This is a genomic window from Luteimonas aquatica (assembly GCF_022662575.1).
In the GTDB taxonomy this organism is placed as follows: domain Bacteria; phylum Pseudomonadota; class Gammaproteobacteria; order Xanthomonadales; family Xanthomonadaceae; genus Luteimonas; species Luteimonas aquatica.
Map to the genome: position 1 here is coordinate 1 of NZ_JALBFU010000010.1, position 19,962 is coordinate 19,962.

Genomic DNA, 19,962 nt, shown 5'->3' on the forward strand with positions numbered 1-19,962 from the left:
CACCTTCGCCTTCCGCGTGGCCACGCAGTACACCAAGCGCGACGGCTTCGACCACAACACCGGGACGGGCAAGGACGTCAACGACCGCGACATCCTGGGCGTGCGCACCTCGCTGGCGTGGAAGCCGAGCGAGAAGTTCAACGCCAGCTTCATCTGGGACCACTTCCAGGAAGAGGACAGCCGCTCACGCACCGGCAAGCAGCTGTGCCATAACGATGCGGGCCCGACGTCGGTCGGAAGCGTGACCCTGCGGCCGAACGACATCGGCTTCCTGAGCCAGGCCTGCAAGGACGGTTCCCTGTATGACGACGGCGCATTTGGCGTGCCCAATGGCAACAGCCTGCCGCCGGTGCTGGCCGCGCAGACCACGGCCGGTGCGCTGGGCTACTACTCGGACACCTTCAACCCTGCATACCTGATCGCGCAAGGCACCGACCCGTTCGCCGGCGTGACCCAATCGAAGGACCTGCGCAAGATCGCGACCAGCTACGACCCGAAGTTCCACGCCAAGAACGACACCCTGCAGCTCAACTTCGACGTCGGCATCGGCGACCATCTGAACTTCGTGTCGCAGACGCTGTACACGCGCGATCAGTACTACTCCACCCAGGATTACGGCCGATTCCAGTCCAATCCGATCTTCACCGATTCGAACAAGGTGGTTCAGTTCGGTCCGGACGGCAATCTCGTGCCCGCTTATCCGCTGACTCCGAATGGCGTGTTCTGCGATCCGCAGCTGGGGTGTTCTGACCGCCTGCTGCTGGTCGACCTGGTCGATGCCGACAGCCGGCAGTGGTCGCAGGAGTTCCGCCTGCAATCCTCGTACGACGGCCCGTTCAATTTCAGCGTCGGCGCCAACTACCTGGAATTCAAGATCGACGAAAGCTACTACGTCTTCAGCAACTTGTTCACGGCCGCCGCGCAGAATTTCTTCAACGGCAGGGGCGGCGTGCTGAGTCCGGCTACCTGCGCGCCGGGAACGGCGCTTTCGGTTGAGACCGACTTCTTCGGTCGGCATTTCCCTTGCGTCTACATTGACCCCAATCCGCTGCGCGGCATCGACGGTCAAGGCCACAACTACTTCCGCAGCCGCAACGTCGCCAACACCCGCTCGTCGGCAATCTTCGGCGAGGGCTACTGGCAGATCAACGACAAGTGGAAGCTGACTGCCGGCCTGCGCTGGACGCGCGACGTCAAGACCACCACGCCCGTTCCGAGCCAGCTCCTGCTGGCGGATTCCACGGCGCCGGATTTCCCGCTATTGGGCGGCGGCTATGTCGGCTATGGCTATCCGGCCGGGAAGAAGATCGAGCAGACCTGGAACGAGCCGACCGGACGCCTGGTGCTGGACTGGTCGCCTGACCTGTCCTTCACCGACAGCACCATGTTGTACGCGTCGTTGTCGCGCGGCTACAAGGCCGGCGGCACCAACTCGCCGGGGATTGGCGCCAATCCGGCGGTGCTGTCCTTCATTCCCAAGGACCCGCGCTTCAAGGCCGAGTACGTCAATGCCTTCGAAGTGGGTATGAAGAACGTGATGGGCGGCGGCCAGTTCATCCTCAACGCCACCGCGTTCTACAACGACTACAAGGACTATCAGGTTTCGCAGATCATCGACCGGCAGACGGTGAACCAAAACTTCGATGCCAAGACCTGGGGCGCCGAGATCGAGGCGGTCTGGCGGCCGACTTCGCAATTCCAGCTGAGCGGCAATCTGGGCCTGCTGCGCACGCGCATCGGTTCCAACCAGTACTCCATCGACGTGATGGACCGCACCGCCGGCAATCCGGATTGGATGGTCGTGCGGCCGTGGATGCAGCTGGCGTCGAACTGCATCGCGCCGAAGGCAATGGTGGAGACCTTCTTCGAGAACTTCTACAGCATCTTCGACGAAAGCAGCCTCGCCAACTACCTGAACAGCTTCTGCACGGTCAATCTTCCCACCGGCCTTGGCGGCTTCACGCGGGATCGGGGCTTTAACGGCGGGCCGGGCGACAATGCCTGGCTGCTGGGCGGGCTTTACTACAACCCGGAAACCGACGCTCCCAACGGCGGCGCCGGGTTCGCCAAGAACGTCGGCGGGCACGAGCTGCCCAACGCGCCCAAGATCACCGTCAGCCTCAGCCCCCAGTACACGTTCGCGCTGGCCGACAGCGACCTGACCTTGCGCGCGGACCTGTACTACCAGGGCAAGAGCTGGGCGCGTGTCTATCAGGACAGGATCGACCGCCTGCACGACTGGGGCAACGTCAACCTGTCGCTGACTTGGTACAAGCCGGGCAAGGATCTTACCGTGCAGCTGTACGTCAAGAACGCACTCGACGGCGAGGCGATCACCGGCACCTTCCTCAACAGCGACGACAGCGGCCTGACCTCGAACGTGTTCCTGCAAGATCCGCGCATCTTCGGGCTTTCGGTCCGCAAGGGATTCTATTGATAGGTATTTAGCCCAATCAGCCGCTCGCATTCGGCGGGCGGCGACTACAGACCAAGGAAGCATCTGTTTCAGCGCTCTGGCGACGCAAGAGTTGGAACAAGCTGAGGTTTGGTGCTCCTAGGTTCGGTGCCGCCACGGCACTTGCGTTCCCCCCGTGGCACGACCTCCGCGCGCTTCGCGCTCGGTGATTTCGCTAATTGACTGTGGAGCAAACACAATGACGAAGTTCAAAACCGCGCTTCTCGCCACCATGATGGCCGCGAGCCCGCTCTTCGCCTCGCCGGCCTTCGCCGGTTGGGAGATGTGGAACGGTAGCGCCTGGGTAAGTACGGGTACTGCGACGATCACGGGTGCCACGACCGCCACGGTCTCGGGTATCGCCGTTCCCTGTTCCAGCGCGACCTTCAATCTGACGCTGACCAGCGGCGTCGCAACGGTCTCCGGCGCCACCTTCACGGGCGGCTCGGCGTGCACCAACAACGTGACGGCGCTGAATCTGCCCTGGTCGATTTCCGCCGGCACGCCGGGTGCGACGAGCTCGGCCATCACGATCGGCGGCACCGTCGGTAGCCCGGGTCAGGTCCAGGTCAAGTTCAACACGCCTTCGCAGACCTGCACGGGTGGCGTTGCCGCTGGCACGCTCGCGAATCTCGGCAATTCCGCGACCAACAGCACGTTCACCTTTACCGCCGATTTTCTCCCCAAGCCGTCGCCTTGCACCAACGTCCGCTCCACTTCGACGCTGACGGCCAGCAGGCCGCTTCGCTTCACCTAAGTCGAGTGCAACTTCCCGTGCCCAAGGGTAGATTACTCAGCGGGCGTGGGGATGCTGTGAAAATCGCCGTTTAGCAGTTCGCTGCACCAGGCGCGATCCATGCGCCTGGTGCAGCGCTCCTAAATGGAATAGGCGGTGTCGAAGGCGCTGGGGCGAACAACGTGCCCCTCCGGCTGGATAGGGGTTCGACCAGACTGGTGCGTGAGGCGGTAACCCGGTGATGCGGCGATCGCCAACGAAGGGCAGACATTCCGTCCGCTAGGCGAAAAAATCAGGATTCTTCCTTAGATAGATTCAGGAGTTCATTATGTCCAAGGCATTGCTTTCCACAGCGCTCGCCACGGTGTTGGCTGGGGCCGCTGTCGTGCCCGCCGCCACGGCGGCACCGCCCGCCGCGGGTTTCGAGAGGTTTCAGTATTGCCCGTATGAAACTGCGCCCATGCAAGTCGAAGGAACCGCGTGCGTACACAGCATTACGTCCTCGGGTTCGTTCACCATCGGCAGCACCACGTTGCCGATCGACAAGCCGATCGTGCTGCAGGGCGGCATTACCGGCATCCAGCCCTCGCCGCTGTACGAGGCCGTGGGCGCACCGACGCTCAATTCGCCTCCCGGCAAGGTTCCGGGCGGTCTGCTCGGCATCGTCAACCCGGCGCCCGATTGGCCGTTCTTCCTGTGGCAGGCCTTCTGGAACATCGTCAATTCCGTCAACGACGTCACCGCGACGATGGAGCCGGTACAGACGATCCAGACCGACTTCGGCGCTGCGCTGAATCCGGAGTGGGGCGGTGATCCGACTGCAGTGAAGCTTGCGTTGCGCGTGCGCTTGCAGAATCCGTTCCTCGGCAACACATGCTATATCGGCTCCGCGCAGAATCCGATCGTGGTCAAGCTGCAGACCGGCACCACTGCGCCGCCGGCGCCCACCGCGCCGATCTCGGGCAGTCCCGGCAGCCTGGATTTCATCCAGGTGGGCAACGATCCGTACGCGTATTTCCAGAACACCGGCAATATCCTGGTCGACAATTCGTTCGCCGTGCCGGCAGCGAAGGGCTGTGGCAACATCGCGCTCGGACTGCCGATCCTGACGCAGTTGCTCGACGCCCTGGTGTCGGGAGCGGTCAACCTGAAGGTGGGGCTGCCGTCGGCTGCCGGCAAGAACGAGGCGATCCTGAAGGGAGATACGGGTATCGCCGCGGCCGATTACGTGCGCAACGGCTCTCCCTATCAGTAAGAAGAGCTCGGCAAGAGGTAAGCTGTAATCGCAGGGCGGCTTCGCGAGGGGCCGCCCTGCAAGTTCGAGGTCCGTTGGTGCGCCGCGTACAATGGACAAGAGCCGTACGACGCCAGCCTCCGCTCGCGACAGCGAGAGATCGTAGGTCCGGTTGCCGGTGCTTCTCGCGGTCCGGGATTGGATTCGGGAAATGCAGTTTCGCTACATCTTGATCGCTTTGCTGGGGCTGGGTGCGCTGATCGGTGCCTATTTTTTGGGGCGCGCGCAAAACCTGAAAGAGGCAGTTGAGGCCGGGCCGGACATGGCCGTCCACGAGCCGCAGGGAAAGCTGGATGTGGTTTCGGCTGGCTCGACTCCGATTACGGCGACACTGCCGGCGCGCGACCTGCCACTGAAGCGGATCTTCAATGACCTGCGCGCGCGCGCCGATGCCGGCGACGTGGCGGCGGCGACGCGCCTGTACCGGGATCTTCGTACCTGCGCGGGTCTCGACAGCCTGGACTGGTTCCTGGCGCGTGCCGCGGACGAGACGTTGGACGATAAAGTCGACGGAACGAACGCGCAGGCGTTGGAGAATTACCGAGTGCAGCTGGAGGCGGTTGAATCGCGCAAGCAGGTCATCCAGAAGACCCGCCAGCTTTGCGACGGAATCGATCGCTCCATGCTGGAGTCGCAGCTGACGAGCTTGCAGAAGGCCGCGCAACTGGGCGAGGAGCATGCGCGCGCCTGCTATCTCTCCAATGGGCCCGCCTATGACAGCCGGGGACTCATGCGCCACCCCGAATGGCTGCAGGACTACCGCACGAACGTCAAATCGATGATCGACGCCGGACTGGAAGCGGGCGATTGGAAGATCGTGGATATCGTCCGCAGAGCCTACGAGCCGGGATCGGACGGCATGCTGGCCGGCGTGCTCGGACAGAACCCTGTCGAATATTATCGTTATCTCAAGCTGTATCGCCTTGGTGCGGAAGAAGGCCGAACTTCGGCGCTGGATCGCCAGCTGGCGGCGGCTGCGGCGCGGATCAAGCCCGAGCAGCGCGCCGATGCCGACCTGTGGGCGCAAGCGAAATTCCGCCAGACGTTCGATAACGACCAGGTTTCAACTTCCGTGACGCCAAAAGGATGGGATCCCTGCTCGTTTCCCTACGACCCGTTGTGATGTCCGGAGCCGGCGATTGCGGGCTTGTCGGCAGATCGCAGGAACTGCAACCCCTTTATGAGCTGATCCACGCATGAATCGACGACTGCCGCTCATCGTTATCGCCGTGCTCGCGGTCGCCGCGGCGGCGTATTTTCTCGGCCGCGCCACGGCGCCCAAGCCGATCGAGACGCAAGCCGGGGGACTGGGCGGGACGATCGTGCCGGAGCCGCAAGCGCCGGCGCAAGCCGGGCCCAAGCCGTTATCCGACCTGCTCAAGGGCGCGCCGTTGCCGGCGCCGAACGCACCCCTGAAGCAGACGTTCGCCGACCTGCAAGCGCGCGCCAACGGCGGCGATCGCGGAGCGGCCATGCGCCTGTATCGCGACCTGGGACGCTGCAGCCGTTTGCGCGGCTCCGAATGGAGGAACGCGGGCGCCAGGAACGAGTTGACGGAAACGAAAACCGACGGCATGACCCCGGCGCAGCTGCGCACCTATCAGAAGCTGCTCGATTCGGCGGAGCTGCGTCAGCAGGGCGTGCGCCAGGATCAGGCGCTATGCGAAGGCGTGAGCGACGAGATGCTCGGAAATCTCGTGGACAGCATGGCGCAGGCGGCCAAGCTGGGCGATGAGGAGGCGCGCTCCTGCTATCTCGCCAGTGGCCCGCTCTACGACATGCGCAACATGGTCCAGAATCCGGAATCCCTGCGCAACTATCGCAGCAACGCGGCGGGCATGATCAAGACGGGCTTGGCGTCCGGCGACTGGCGGGTGGTGGACCTGCTGCAGCGGGCATACGAGCCCGGAGCGCAAAGCCTGCTCGCCGGCCTGATGGGCGCCGACCCGGTGCAGCACTACCGTTATCTGAAACTCTACCGTCTGGGTGCGGAACCGCATCGCGCCCTGCAGCTGGACCGGCAACTCGCCGCTTCCGCGGCGAGCCTGAATCAGGCGCAACTCGCCGAGGCGGACGAATGGGCGCAGCGCACCTTGCGCGGAAATTTTGAAGGCAATTCCACCAACACCACGCCGCCGGGATGGGAGGCATGCACGTTCTGATCCGGCAGACGCTTGGGAGGTCGAGCATAGGTTAGACGTCGTCCGGTACGAATGTGCTCCGGTCGATGGCATCACGGCATCTGTTTTCCCCCACGACAAGGCCCCCGAACGTCCGTCCGGGATCCCAACAATGGAATGTGGAGAAAATGCATGACTGCGCTAAAAAACACACTTCTTGCTGTCTTGATCGTGGCGGGTCCGCTCGCCGCTTCGCCTGCCTTCGCCTGGCAGTATTTCAACGGCACTGCCTGGGTAAATAACGGCAGCGTGACCATTAGCGGGCCGACCGTGGGTACGGTCGCCGGCATTATTATCCCGTGCTCCAATACGACTTTCACGTTGGCTTTGAACGGCGGAACCGCTTCGATTGTGGCCGCCAATTTTTCGGGAGGCTCGGCGTGCACCAACAACGTGACGGCGTCGAATTTATCGTGGTCGATGTCCTCCGGAACCCCGACTGGCTCGGGTTCGGCGGATGTGGTGATCACAGGGATCACCCTGACATTCAGAACGCCCCCGGCGACTTGCAGCAACGGTACGCTGAGGGGGAAATTCACCAACCTCGGGAATTCCGCGGTCAATAGCGTGTTCACCTACACGATCACGTTCCCACCCCCGACGCTGTGCAGTAACTTCAAATCCACTGGGGCAATGGCGGTCAGCGCGCCGCTGCGCAACTACTAAAGGCGGCTTGCAGGTTCACCCGCCAGCACGCTGCTATGCGTAGGCAATCCGAGCGGGCCCGGATTTGTGCCGCCGGGATTCCCTGGGGCGGCGGATGGACACGGCGCAAGGCTGGACGAATGCCGTGACCGTTGGATGGTGGACCTTCGAGCGTTCGTTTCCCGATTGCCGGGCATCCAATATGCCCGGCTGTTTCGACAGTTCTGACATGGAGGGCAACATCATGACGAAGTTCAGATCCATCGTCCTGGTCATCCTGGTGGCGGCCGGCGGATTCCTCGCGCGTCCAGCCGCAGCGGCGAGCTGGCAGATCTACGACGGCACCGCCTGGGTGTCGGACGGCGTGGTGGTCTTCACGGGGCCGACAACGGTGACGGTCGTTGGCATTCTTGTCCCGTGCACGATCACCACCGCTTGGACGCTCACCGGCGGCGTATTCGCGGTCACCGCGCTGTCGGGCAGCGGCAGCGTGCCGGCTTGTACGAGCGCTACTCCAATAGGCCTGCCCTGGGGGGTGTCCGCGCCTTCGGCCATCTCGGGGTCCAGTTCAGTGCAATTGGCGTTCCCGATTTCGATCAATTTCTTGCCTCCGCCGTGCAGCGGCACGGCGAATGCGGTCATGACCAACGCGAACCCGAACACAGGGCCTGCCGTCAACGCGCTGACGTTCACGGTGACCATGCCGCCGTCAACATGCAGCAACTTCAGGACCCGCCCGAATTGGACGTCTTCCAAGCCGATCAGGGCGATATAGGCGCGGCAGGGGACCGGGAAGCGGCGTCGAAGCCATGAGTCGGGCAGGGCATGAACATGCCTTGCCCGGTTCCTCACGAGCGCGCCGCCACGATCAGCCAGTGGTTGAACGGCGTGCGCCCGTGCAGCGGCGCGAAGCTGGCGCTCAGGCCGGCCTGGTCGAAGATGTCCCGCAAGGCCTGCGCGCGCGGATAGTGCTTCGGGGATGCCGGCATCCAGCCGGTGAGGTGCGCGAAGCGGTCCCCCCAGCGGGTGTAGCGCCCGCGCCGGCCCTCGTCGTCGAGGGCGGCGCGGATCACTAGGCGCGCGCCCGGCGTGAGCATGGCGATGGCGGCGTCGAGCAGGCGGCGCTGCGCCGGCGCGGAGAGGTATTGCAGGACGTCGAGGACGGCGACGCTGCCGGCATGCGGCGGGATCTCGCGGGCCAGGTCGGCGGCGGCGAACTCGGCCCGCGCCAGGCCTGCGCGCTGCGCCGCGCGCCGGGCGCGGGCGATCTTGGCCTGGTCGATGTCCACGCCGCGATAGGGCAGCGCCTGTCCGTCGCGGTGCAGGGCATGGGCGAGCAGGCCCAGGCCGCAGCCGACGTCGAGCAGCGGCGCCCGGCTGCCGCGCAATGCGTCCAGTACGCCGGGGTAGAGCGGGTCGCTGGCCAGCTTCTCGCGGACGTAGAAATAGTCCCAGTAGTTGCCCCAGCGCCGCTCGGGAAGAAAGATCCCGGCGATCTCGCTGGCGCGCCGGCGCGGCAGCGGCCGTGCGTCGTCACTCATGGGCGCAGCAATGCGCGCGCGACCGGCAAGGCCAGGCGCGTCCATTCGGCGTACATCGCCGCGGACGGATGCAGGCCGTCCGCGGCCAGCATCGCCGGCTCGGCGCCGCGCGCGCGGCTGAGCGGGGCGATGTCGACGAAGGCGACGCCGTGCTGCGCGCAGATCTCGGCGGCGGCGGCGTTGTAGGCGTCGAGTTCGCGGGCGATGTTCGCGGTATCCCGGCCCGAGGATGCGCCAAAGGGCGTCACGCCCCAATCCGGGATCGACAGCACCAGCACGCGGTTCGGGCGCGCATCGGCGAAGCCGATGGCGCGTTCGAGCAGGGCGGCGAATTCGCCGCGGTATTCGTCGACGTCGCGGCCGCGGTACTGGTTGTTCACGCCGATGGCCAGGCTGACGAAGCCATGGGGGCCGAGCGGCAACGCGGCATCGATGGCGGCGGACAGCTCGTCGGTGGTCCAGCCGGTGGTGGCGATCACGCGCGGGGTGTCCAGCGCGATGCCTTCGGCGCGCAGCGCCCGCGCCAGTTGCGCGGGCCAGCGGTCCTCGGGCGCGACCGCCTCGCCGATGGTGTAGCTATCGCCCAGGGCGAGGTAGGAGATCGCGTCGGTCCGCAATGCGCCGGCTCCGCCGTGCCGCTCAGGCGACGGCCGCTTGCTGCGCAGAACCGTCGGCGCCCGCGCCGCCTCCGGCGCGATCGGCGCGCCGCGACAGCACGCGGTCGATGCGATGGAAGACCTCGCGCAGGGCGTCGGGCTCGGGCAGCAGGGTGACGCGGAAGTGGTTGCGGTAGGGCACGTTGAAGCTGGAGCCGGGCACGATCAGCACGTCCTCGGTTTCCAGCAGCTCCAGCGCGAAGCCGTGGTCGTCGAAGCCGCGCGCGGCATCGCCCACCACGCCCGGGAAGGCGTACAGGGCGGCCGAGGGTTCGGCCAGGTACAGGTGCTCGCTGGCCTCGCAGCTCTCGATCACCGCGCGGCGCGCTTCGTACAGGCGGCCGCCCGGTTCGCACAGCGGGGTGATGGTGTCGACGCCGTGCAGGGCCGCTTCGATGGCGAACTGTCCGGGCACGTTGGCGCACAGGCGCAATGCACCGAGCAGGTCCATGGCGTGGTGGAACTCGCCGCTGCGCAGCGGGTCGCCCGACAGCACCGCCCAGCCCACGCGCCAGCCGCAGGCGCGGTGCACCTTGGACAGGCCGCCGAAGGACAGGCACGGCACGTCGCCGGCCAGCGGCGCCACCGGCACGAAGCGGGCGCCGTCGTAGAGGATGCTGTCGTAGATCTCGTCGCACATCAGCAGCAGCTGGTGCCTGGCGGCGATGGCGACGATGCGCTCCAGCAGCTCGCGCGGATAGGCGGCGCCGGTGGGGTTGTTCGGGTTGATCAGCACGATCGCGCGGGTGCGCGAGGAGACCAGCGCCTCGATCTCGTCCGGGTCCGGGAGGAAGCCGGTGCTGGCATGGCAGCGGTAGAACACCGGGCGACCGTCGTTGAGGATGGTGGCCGCCGACCACAGCGGGTAGTCGGGCGAGGGCAGCAGCACCTCGTCGCCGGGGTTGAGCAGGGCGCGCAGCGAGAGGTCGATCAGTTCGCTGACGCCATTGCCCACGAACACGCGCTCGGGCGAGGCGTTGGGCGTGCCGCGCTGCTTGTGGAAGGCGGCGATGGCCTCGCGCGCGGCCGGCAGGCCCTGCTGGTGGGTGTAGGGATCGGTGGCGTGGATGTGGTCGGCGATGGCGCGCTGCAGATGCTCGGGCGCGCGGAAGCCGAACGCGCCGGGGTTGCCGATGTTGAGCTTGATCTGGGTGCGGCCCTGGGCCTCCAGCTCACGGGCTCGGCGTGCCAGCTCTCCGCGGATCTCGTAACGGACTTCGGACAGGCGCTGGCGGGTGGCGATCGGCGTGGGCATGGCGGAATGGGAGGCAAGGGGGAAAACCCCGCCAGATTAACGGATGCGGCGCGGGCGGGGCAAAGCCGGCCGCGCGACGGACGCCGCCCGTTCCGACGGTGCCCGGATGGGGATTTTCTCGGAGCGGAGGCGAGGCTCCGGTTCGAAAGACCCCGCCGGGCCTGCGTACAATCCCCGCCATGCAGCTCGATTCCGACGCCGTGACGGCATTGCACGCGATCGGCTGGCCCGGCGACGGGCCGGCCGCGATGGCGGGCTGGCGCGAGGTGCTGCAGGCGCATCCGCAGGCGCGGCCGGCGCGGGTGATCGAGCAGCACCGTTCCGGCTACGTGGTGGCCGACGGCGTCGGCGACGGGTTCGCGGCGGAATCGCCGCCCGAATGGCAGCGCGCGCCCGGCTACCGCAAAGGCACGACCGCCGTCGAGCAGCGCGCGGCGGTCGGCGACTGGGTGCTGCTGGAAGGCAAGCGCATCGTCGCGCTGCTGCCGCGCCGGACCGCGATCAAGCGCGGCGCGGCCGGCGAGCACTACAAGCAGCAGGTCATCGCCGCCAACATCGATACCGTGCTGGTGGTGTGCGGACTGGACGGCGACTTCAACGCCCGCCGCATCGAACGCTACCTGCTGCTGGTGCAGGGCGGCGCGGCCCAGGCGGCCCCGGCCGCGGTTGTGGTGCTGACCAAGGCCGACCAGGAAGGCGCCGAGGCGTCCGCCGCGCTGGCCGAGCTGGCCGCGGTGGCCGGCCAGGACGTGCCGGTGTTCGCCGTCAACGCCAAGGACGGCGAGAGCGTGGCCGTGCTCGCGCCGTGGCTGCGGCCGGGCATGACCGCGGTGCTGGTCGGCAGTTCCGGCGCCGGCAAATCCACGCTGACCAATACCCTGCTCGGCATGGACAGGATGAAGACCGGCGCGGTGCGCGAACACGACGCGCGCGGCCGCCACACCACCACCTACCGCGCGCTGATCCCGCTGCCCTCCGGCGCCTGCCTGATCGACACGCCGGGCATGCGCGAGCTCAAGCCCACCGGCGAGGAGGACCTGGGCGAGGGCGGTTTCGCCGACATCGAGGCGCTGGCCGAGCAATGCCGCTTCCGCGACTGCCGCCACGAGCGCGAGCCCGGCTGCGCGGTGCGCGCGGCGATCGAGGCGGGCACGCTCGATCCGGCGCGGCTGGCCAATTATTTGAAGCTGCGCGACGAGGTCGCGGGCGCCGCCGACAGGCTGGCGACGCGGCTGACGCAGAAAGCCCATGCCAAGGTGCAGGGCAAGGCGCTGAACAAGCGCCTGGACGAGAAATACGGCAAGCACTGACCGATCCCGGGAGCCACGACCGTCGGAAGATGAACGACCAAGCCGCAGACATCGCCCATCACGCCGAACTCGACGCACGCATGGTCGCCGCCGTCCGCGGCATCAAGCTGCTCTCCCTGGTCAGCTGGCCGGCGAGCGCGCAGCAGCGGTTCCTCGAGCGGCACGCCCAGGGCCGGGACGAATTGCCGCACGTGGCCTACCCGAAGCTCGATTTCAGCCATACCCGGCACGAACTCGACGCCATCGCCGCGGCCGCCGACCCCGCCCATCCGCTCGGCGCCTACCTGGTCGATTCCACGCGCAGCTGGTCGATCGCCGCCGAGCTGCTGGAAGCGCTCGGCACCGACGCGGTGAGCACGCATTCGATCCGCCTGTTCGGACGTCCCGACGAGCCGCTGCCGGGCAACGGCCCGACCGGACGCGCGGCCGCGCAGCATTTCATCGACATCGCCAACGAGCTCGACCACGAGCTGATCGCGCCGGAGGAGCAGGTGACCATCTCGGCCACCGCACTGCAGCTGCAGCTGCAGGTCGACCTGGACGGGTTCTTCGGCGAGCGGGTGATCGAGGTGACGCTCGATCCGGACATGATCGCCAAGGCCGCGGCGGGCGCGCAGCGCATCCGTCTGCGCACCGGCGCCGAGTACACCGACTACGACCGCCACCAGCTGCTGCAGCACGAGGCCTTCGTGCATTCGCTCACCGCGCTCAACGGCCGCGCCCAGCCGGTGCTGCCGAGCCTGGCGCTGTCCTCGCCGCGCACCACCGCCACCCAGGAGGGCCTGGCCACCTTCGCCGAGCAGATCACCGGCAGCATCGACATCGAGCGCATGAAGCGCGTGTCGCTGCGCATCGAGGCGGTGGCGATGGCGCTGGAGGGCGCGGATTTCATCCAGGTGTTCCGCTATTTCCTCGCCGCGGGCCAGTCGGCGGCGGAAAGCTTCGCCTCGGCGCAGCGGGTGTTCCGCGGCGTGCCGCTGGGCGGCGGGCACGCCTTCACCAAGGACACGGTGTATCTGCGCGGGCTGATCAGCGTGCATACCTTCTTCCGCTGGTCGCTGCGCCAGGACAAGCTGCGGCTGTGCCGGCTGCTGTTCGCCGGCAAGATGACGCTCGGCGACGTGCAGCGCTTCGAGCCGCTGTTCGGCAACGGCACCCTGGTGCCGGCGCGCTACCTGCCGCAGTGGGTCTCGCGCGCCAACGGCCTGGCCGGCATGCTCGCCTTCTCGCTGTTCGCCAACCGCATCCGTCTGGACAAGGTGGACGGCGACGCGTCGACGCTCGATCTGTGACCGGGCGGATGCGGCGCACGGGAGTGGGGGCGGATGGAGCCGGCACTCCCGGCCGGTTCGCGACCGCTGCCGGCGATAGGCGCGACCTCGTCCCGGGCCGAACGTCTCTTTCCGCCTGGCCCGCGGACGCGCCGGCGGCCCGCCCTGCCTCGGTCGCCAGGACGCGCTGCCAGGCCGGGCTGCGAGCGCCGCCAGTTCCTGGAGACCTGGCGCAGCATCGTCCAGCCCCGGCCGCCGGCCGCCGCGCCCCGACCCAGCGGCCGGCTGCGTTGCCTTAGACTAGAAACCCGTCTTCGCCAAGCGGCCCCGCCGCCATCCCCCGAATGTCCGACAACGACCTGAAAACCGCCGCGCTCGACTATCACCGCCTCAGTCCGCCCGGCAAGATCAGAGTCGCCCCGACCAAGCCGATGGTGACGCAGCGCGACCTGGCCCTGGCCTACTCGCCGGGCGTGGCCTACGCCTGCGAGGCCATCGCCGCAGACCCCAACCAGGCCAGCACGCTCACCGCGCGCGGCAACCTGGTCGCGGTGATCAGCAACGGCACAGCGGTGCTGGGCCTGGGCGACATCGGCCCGCTCGCCGGCAAGCCGGTGATGGAAGGCAAGGGCGTGCTGTTCCAGAAGTTCGCCGGCATCGACGTGTTCGACATCGAGGTCGACGAGCGCGACCCGGACAAGCTGGTCGACATCATCGCCTCGCTGGAGCCGACCTTCGGCGGCATCAACCTGGAGGACATCAAGGCGCCGGAGTGCTTCATCGTCGAGCGCAAGCTGCGCGAGCGCATGAACATCCCGGTGTTCCACGACGACCAGCACGGCACCGCGATCATCGTCGGCGCGGCCGTGCTCAACGCCCTGGAGGTCGCCGGCAAGAAGATCGAGGACGTCAAGCTGGCCACCGCCGGCGCCGGCGCCGCCGGCATCGCCTGCCTGGACATGCTGGTCGCGCTGGGCATGAAGCCGGAGAACATCCTGGCCGTGGACCGCGACGGCGTGCTCTACACCGGGCGCGGCCACATGGACCCGGACAAGCAGCGCTACGCCCGCGACACCGCCAAGCGCACGCTCGGCGAGATCGTCGAGGGCGCCGATATCTTCCTCGGCCTGTCCGCCGGCGGCGTGCTCAAGCCGGAGATGGTGGAGACCATGGCGGACAAGCCGATCATCCTCGCCCTGGCCAATCCCTATCCGGAAATCCTGCCGGAGGACGCCAAGCGCGTGCGCCCGGACTGCATCATCGCCACCGGCCGCTCGGACTACCCGAACCAGGTCAACAACGCGCTGTGCTTCCCCTACATCTTCCGCGGCGCCCTCGACGCCGGCGCCACCGAGATCAACGAGGCGATGAAGCTGGCCTGCGTGCGCGCCATCGCCCAGCTCGCGCGCATGGAGTCCTCCGACCTCGGCAGCGCCTACGGCGGCGACGTGCCGACCTTCGGCCCCGACTACATCATCCCGCGCCCGTTCGACCCGCGCCTGCTGATCGTGCTGGCGCCGGCGGTGGCCAAGGCGGCGATGGAGTCGGGCATCGCGCTGCGGCCGATCGAAGATATGGCCGCCTACCACGAGAAGCTCGGCCAGTTCATTTACCGCACCGGCCTGGTGATGAAGCCGGTCTACGACCGCGCCCGCGCCGACAGGCAGCGCGTAATCTACGCGGAGGGCGAGGAGGAGACGGTGCTGCGCGCGGTGCAGACCGTGGTCGACGACCAGCTGGCGTACCCGATCCTGATCGGCCGACCGGACGTGATCGAGTCGCGCATCCAGCGCCTGGGCCTGCGCCTGCGCGCCGGCGTGGATTTCGAGCTCACCAACATCAACGACGATCCGCGCTTCAACGAATACTGGCAGTACTACCACGCCCTGACCGAGCGCCGCGGCGTCACTCCGGCGGCGGCCAAGAACCTGATGCGTTCGCGGCCGACCCTGATCGGCGCGGTGATGCTGCAGCGCGGCGAGGCCGACGCGCTGATCTCCGGCCTGGTCGGCCGCTACCACAAGAAGCTCGGCTATCTGCGCAGCGTGATCCCGCTCGACCCGGGCGTGCAGAGCACCTCGGCGATGACCGGCGTGATCAACCAGCAGGGCTCGTGGTTCTTCCTGGACACGCACGTGCAGGTCGATCCGACCGCCGAGCAGATCGCCGAGGCCACCCTGCAGGCCAGCTATCGGCTGAAGCTGTTCGGCATCGAGCCGAAGGTGGCGCTGCTCTCGCACTCCAACTTCGGCAGCCACGACAATCCGAGCGCGGCCAAGATGCGGCGCGTGCGCGAGATTCTCAAGCTGCGCATGCCCAGGCTCGAGGTCGACGGCGAAATGCAGGGCGACACCGCCTGGGACGAAAGCCTGCGCCAGCGCATGTTCCCCAACACCACGCTGAGCGGCCGCGCCAACCTGTTCGTGCTGCCCAACCTGGACGCGGCCAACATCACCTACAACATGGTGCGGGTGATGACCGACGGCGTGGCCATCGGGCCGATCCTGATGGGCATCTCCAGTCCCGCGCACATCCTGACGCCGGCCTCCACCGTGCGCCGCGTGATCAACATGACCGCCATCGCCGCCGTGGAGGCGCAGATCCGCAAGCTGCAGCGCGAGGCCAGCGAAAGCGCCGGGCGGATCATGCGCGACGAGGAAGCGTAGGCGCGCGGGCGCGAGGAGGACGGGGCATTGGCGATGCAGCCTGAAGTGTCGGTCGTCGTCCCGAACTACAACCATGCGCCCTATCTGGCGCAGCGGATCGACTCGGTGCTGGCCCAGACCTGCCAGGACTTCGAGCTGATCCTGCTCGACGACTGCTCCACCGACGACAGCCGCGCGGTGATCGAGCGCTATCGCGGCCACCCCCGCGTCGCGCACATCGTCTGCAACGAACGCAACGGCGGCAGCGTGTTCCAGCAATGGGACAGGGGCATCGCCTTGGCCCGGGGCCGCTACGTGTGGATCGCCGAAAGCGACGACTGGTGCGAGCCGAGCCTGCTGGACACCCTGCTGGCGGGCATGCGCGGCGATCCCGATTGCGCGATCAGCTACTGCCAGACCAGCGCCGTCGCCGACGACGGCCGCATCCTCTGGCAGTCCGGGCATCCGCGCCTGTCCGAGCGCGTGGACGGGGCCGAGTTCATCCGCAAGTACCTTTCCCGCGTCTCGATCTACAACGCCAGCATGGCGCTGTGGCGCCGCGACCTGTATCCGCGGATCCCGCGGGATTTCACCGGCTACCGCATGTGCGGGGACTGGATGTTCTGGATCGCCCTGGCCCAGTTGGGCAACGTGCACATCAGCGGCAAGGTGCTGAGCTATTTCCGCAGGCACGGCCCGAGCTCGGTCAGTGCGCAGGTGTACGGTAGCGGCGAGAACTTCCTGGAGGAGATGCAGGTCTACGGCTGGATGTACGGCCGCGGCCTGATCGGGGACCGGGAATACAACACAGCGTTCAAGAAAAAGTATCGGGAGTTCTGGCGGGCCCGCAGGCAGATCGCCCCGGAGCTGCGCGAGCGCGTCCGCGCCCAGTTCGCGCGGCCGGCGTCGCCCAAGACCCCGCTGCTCTCGATCCGCGCCGGCCTGTGGTGGCGCGCGCTGCGCGGGCGGGCCTGAGCGGCGAAGCGGGGCCCCGCCTGCTAGAATTCGTACTCTAAACGACCCCCCGATGGCGCGGCCGCCAGCCGCGCGGAGCCCCCCATGAATTGGTTGAACGAGATACTGCAGAACGATCCCGATCCGCTCGAGTCGCGGGAATGGATCGAATCGATCAAGGCCGTCATCGACACCGGCGGCCCCGAGCGCGCGCACCAGCTTCTGGAAGGCATGGTGGAGCTCACCCGCCGCGCCGGCGCGCACCTGCCGTTCGCGCCCACCACCGAATACATCAACACCATCCCCGTGCACCTGGAACCGAAGATGCCGGGCGACGCGACGATGGAGTGGCGCATCCGCTCGATCATCCGCTGGAACGCCATGGCGATGGTGGTGCGCGCCAACCGCAAGCCCGGCGACCTCGGCGGCCACATCGCCAGCTTCGCCTCCAGCGCCACGCTCTACGACGTCGGCTTCAACCACTTCTGGCGCGCGCCCAGCGACGCGCATCCGGGCGATCTGCTCTACACCCAGGGCCACAGCTCGCCCGGCATCTATTCCCGCGCCTTCCTCGAAGGCCGCATCAGCGAATCGCAGATCGACCATTTCCGCATGGAAGTCGACGGGCGCGGCGTCAGTTCCTATCCGCATCCGTGGCTGATGCCGGATTTCTGGCAGACGCCGACGGTGAGCATGGGCCTCGGCCCGATCGCCGCGATCTACCAGGCGCGTAACTGGAAATACCTCGAGGCGCGCGGCCTGATGCCCAAGAGCGACCGCAAGGTCTGGTGCTTCCTCGGCGATGGCGAGACCGACGAGCCCGAATCGCTCGGCGCGATCTCCGTGGCCGGCCGCGAAGGCCTCGACAACCTGGTCTTCGTCATCAACTGCAACCTGCAGCGCCTCGACGGGCCGGTGCGCGGCAACGGCAAGATCATCCAGGAGCTGGAAGGCCAGTTCCGCGGCGCCGGCTGGAACGTGGTCAAGACGGTCTGGGGCAGCTACTGGGACCCGCTGCTGGCCAAGGACACCCAGGGCATCCTCAAGAAGCTGATGATGGAAACCGTCGACGGCGAGTACCAGAACTGCAAGGCCTTCGGCGGCGCCTACACGCGCGAGCATTTCTTCGGCAAGTATCCGGAGACGCTGGCCATGGTCGCCAACCTGAGCGACGACGACATCTGGCGCCTGAACCGCGGCGGCCACGATCCGCACAAGGTCTACGCCGCCTACCAGAACGCGGTCGACACCAAGTACCAGCCGACCGTGGTCCTGGCCAAGACGGTGAAGGGCTACGGCATGGGCGCGGCCGGCGAGGCGCTCAATCCCACCCACAACACCAAGAAGCTCGACGACGAGGCGGTGCGCGCCTTCCGCGACCGTTTCAAGATTCCGGTCAGCGACGAGCAGCTCAAGGACGGCGCGGTGCCGTTCTACCATCCGGGCGAGAAGTCGCCGGAGATCGAGTACCTGCTCGAGCGCCGCCGCGCGCTCGGCGGCTTCCTGCCGCAGCGCCGCCGCAAGAGCACGCAGACCTTCGCCGCGCCCAAGCTCGAGGCCTTCGACCGCCTGCTCAAGAGCACCGGCGAGCGCGAGATCAGCACCACGATGGCCTTCGTGCAGAGCCTGGCGATCATCCTGCGCGACAAGCAGATCGGCCCGCGCGTGGTGCCGATCGTCGCCGACGAGGCGCGCACCTTCGGCATGGAGGGCCTGTTCCGCCAGCTCGGCATCTATTCCCCGCAGGGGCAGAAGTACAAGCCGGTCGATGCCGACCAGCTGATGTTCTACCGCGAGGACGCCGCCGGGCAGGTGCTGGAAGAGGGCATCTCCGAGGCCGGCGCATTCTCCTCGTGGATGGCCGCGGCGACCAGCTACAGCACCAACGACCTGCCGATGCTGCCGTTCTACATCTACTACTCGATGTTCGGCTTCCAGCGCATCGGCGACAGCGCCTGGCAGGCTGCGGACATGCGCGCGCGCGGCTTCCTGCTCGGCGGCACCGCCGGGCGCACCACGCTCAACGGCGAGGGCCTGCAGCACGAGGACGGCCATTCGCACCTGCTGGCCGGCGCGATTCCCAACTGCCGCGCCTACGACCCCACCTTCGCCGGCGAGGTCGCGGTGATCCTGCAGCACGGCATGCACCGCATGCTCGACGAGCAGCAGGACGAGTACTACTACCTCACCCTGATGAACGAGAACTACCCGCACCCGGAACTGCCCGAGGGCGCGGCCGAGGGCGTCATCAAGGGCATGTACCTGCTCAAGGACGCCGGCAAGCCGAAGAAGGGCGAGCTGCGCGTGCAGTTGCTGGGCAGCGGCACCATCCTGCGCGAGGTGATCGCCGCGGCCGAGCTGCTGGACAAGGATTTCGGCGTGAGCGCCGATATCTGGTCCTGCCCGAGCTTCACCGAACTGCGCCGCGACGGCTTCGACGCCGAGCGCTGGAACCGGCTCAATCCCGAAGCCAAGGCGCCGCGCAAGGCCTACGTCACCGAGCTGCTGGAAGCGCGCCAGGGCCCGGCGATCGCCGCCACCGACTACGTGCGCGCCTACGCCGACCAGATCCGCGCCTTCGTGCCGCAGCGGACATACACGGTTCTCGGCACCGACGGTTTCGGCCGCAGCGACACCCGCGCCAACCTGCGCCGCCACTTCGAGGTCGACCGCAACTACATCGCCCACGCCGCCATCGCGGCGCTGGCGGCGGAAGGCAAGATGACCGCCAAGGACGTGGCGCGGGCGATCAAGCAGTACAAGATCGACGGAGACAAGCCGAATCCGATCGGGGTGTGAAGCTGCATCGCATCGAATCGAATGGCCCGAGCGGCACAACGCGCCGGTCGATCCCAAGGCGCGCTTTTCCCCGGCGAGCCGGAGCGGGAATGGCGTTTGAGGGTGAGCACGCGGATGAGCTGGCGCTGACGGGAATGGCTTAACCCGCCCCTGCTGGCGCCGCGCCAGAAGCAGGCGGCCGCGGGCCTGCACGTTACGATGTCGTCCCCGCGTCCGTCCCC

15 protein-coding genes are annotated in these 19,962 nt (G+C 67.3%); 12 read left to right on the plus strand and 3 right to left on the minus strand.

The features are described 5' to 3' along the window. The 7 genes from MD221_RS14410 to MD221_RS14440 form a co-directional block, all read left to right on the plus strand. Positions 1-2,437: TonB-dependent receptor (locus MD221_RS14410; RefSeq protein WP_242112561.1), on the plus strand; the 2,437-nt coding region annotated here is incomplete at its 5' end. A 217-nt stretch (positions 2,438-2,654) separates the two neighbouring features. Continuing rightward, positions 2,655-3,212: a hypothetical protein gene (locus tag MD221_RS14415; protein ID WP_242112562.1), complete on the plus strand. Its 558-nt coding sequence runs from the start codon at positions 2,655-2,657 to the stop codon at positions 3,210-3,212. A gap of 307 nt (positions 3,213-3,519) precedes the next feature. Further along, on the plus strand, positions 3,520-4,446 hold the full coding sequence (locus tag MD221_RS14420) for a hypothetical protein (RefSeq protein WP_242112563.1): 927 nt from the start codon (positions 3,520-3,522) through the stop codon (positions 4,444-4,446). Positions 4,447-4,636: 190 nt separating this feature from the next. Next, positions 4,637-5,608, plus strand: a complete 972-nt coding sequence (locus tag MD221_RS14425; RefSeq protein WP_242112564.1) for a hypothetical protein — start codon at positions 4,637-4,639, stop codon at positions 5,606-5,608. A gap of 73 nt (positions 5,609-5,681) precedes the next feature. Continuing rightward, complete coding sequence (locus tag MD221_RS14430; protein ID WP_242112567.1) at positions 5,682-6,647, plus strand: hypothetical protein; 966 nt, start codon at positions 5,682-5,684, stop codon at positions 6,645-6,647. Positions 6,648-6,797: 150 nt separating this feature from the next. Then, positions 6,798-7,331, plus strand: a complete 534-nt coding sequence (locus MD221_RS14435; protein ID WP_242112568.1) for a hypothetical protein — start codon at positions 6,798-6,800, stop codon at positions 7,329-7,331. Positions 7,332-7,425: 94 nt separating this feature from the next. Continuing rightward, the gene (locus MD221_RS14440; RefSeq protein WP_242112569.1) at positions 7,426-8,085 is read left to right on the plus strand and encodes a hypothetical protein; all 660 of its coding nucleotides are present in this window, start codon (positions 7,426-7,428) and stop codon (positions 8,083-8,085) included. A gap of 73 nt (positions 8,086-8,158) precedes the next feature. On the opposite strand, the gene MD221_RS14445 is transcribed toward MD221_RS14440, so the two are convergent. From MD221_RS14445 to MD221_RS14455, 3 genes are read right to left on the minus strand one after another with little or no spacing between them, the layout of a single operon-like run. Next, complete coding sequence (locus tag MD221_RS14445) at positions 8,159-8,830, minus strand: class I SAM-dependent methyltransferase (protein ID WP_242112656.1); 672 nt, start codon at positions 8,828-8,830, stop codon at positions 8,159-8,161. 17 nt (positions 8,831-8,847) lie between these two features. Further along, positions 8,848-9,468 (minus strand): SGNH/GDSL hydrolase family protein, encoded by a 621-nt coding sequence (locus tag MD221_RS14450; protein ID WP_242112570.1) that lies wholly within the window; start codon positions 9,466-9,468, stop codon positions 8,848-8,850. A gap of 22 nt (positions 9,469-9,490) precedes the next feature. After that, positions 9,491-10,762 carry an aminotransferase class I/II-fold pyridoxal phosphate-dependent enzyme gene (locus MD221_RS14455; RefSeq protein WP_242112571.1) on the minus strand — a complete coding sequence of 424 codons (1,272 nt, stop codon included), beginning with the start codon at positions 10,760-10,762 and terminating at the stop codon, positions 9,491-9,493. Between the two features lie 179 nt (positions 10,763-10,941). Between MD221_RS14455 and rsgA the strand changes: the two genes are divergently transcribed. The 5 genes from rsgA (at position 10,942) to aceE (ending at position 19,741) form a co-directional block, all read left to right on the plus strand. Beyond that, on the plus strand, positions 10,942-12,072 hold the full coding sequence (rsgA, locus tag MD221_RS14460) for a ribosome small subunit-dependent GTPase A (protein WP_242112572.1): 1,131 nt from the start codon (positions 10,942-10,944) through the stop codon (positions 12,070-12,072). A 29-nt stretch (positions 12,073-12,101) separates the two neighbouring features. Next, entirely contained in the window at positions 12,102-13,364 is a 1,263-nt protein-coding gene (locus MD221_RS14465) for a flavohemoglobin expression-modulating QEGLA motif protein (protein ID WP_242112573.1), read from the plus strand. 323 nt (positions 13,365-13,687) lie between these two features. Further along, on the plus strand, positions 13,688-16,009 hold the full coding sequence (locus tag MD221_RS14470; RefSeq protein WP_242112575.1) for an NADP-dependent malic enzyme: 2,322 nt from the start codon (positions 13,688-13,690) through the stop codon (positions 16,007-16,009). Positions 16,010-16,042: 33 nt separating this feature from the next. Then, on the plus strand, positions 16,043-16,963 hold the full coding sequence (locus MD221_RS14475) for a glycosyltransferase family 2 protein (RefSeq protein ID WP_242112577.1): 921 nt from the start codon (positions 16,043-16,045) through the stop codon (positions 16,961-16,963). An 84-nt stretch (positions 16,964-17,047) separates the two neighbouring features. After that, positions 17,048-19,741 (plus strand): pyruvate dehydrogenase (acetyl-transferring), homodimeric type, encoded by a 2,694-nt coding sequence (aceE, locus tag MD221_RS14480; protein ID WP_242112578.1) that lies wholly within the window; start codon positions 17,048-17,050, stop codon positions 19,739-19,741. The last annotated feature ends 221 nt before the right edge of the window (positions 19,742-19,962 follow it).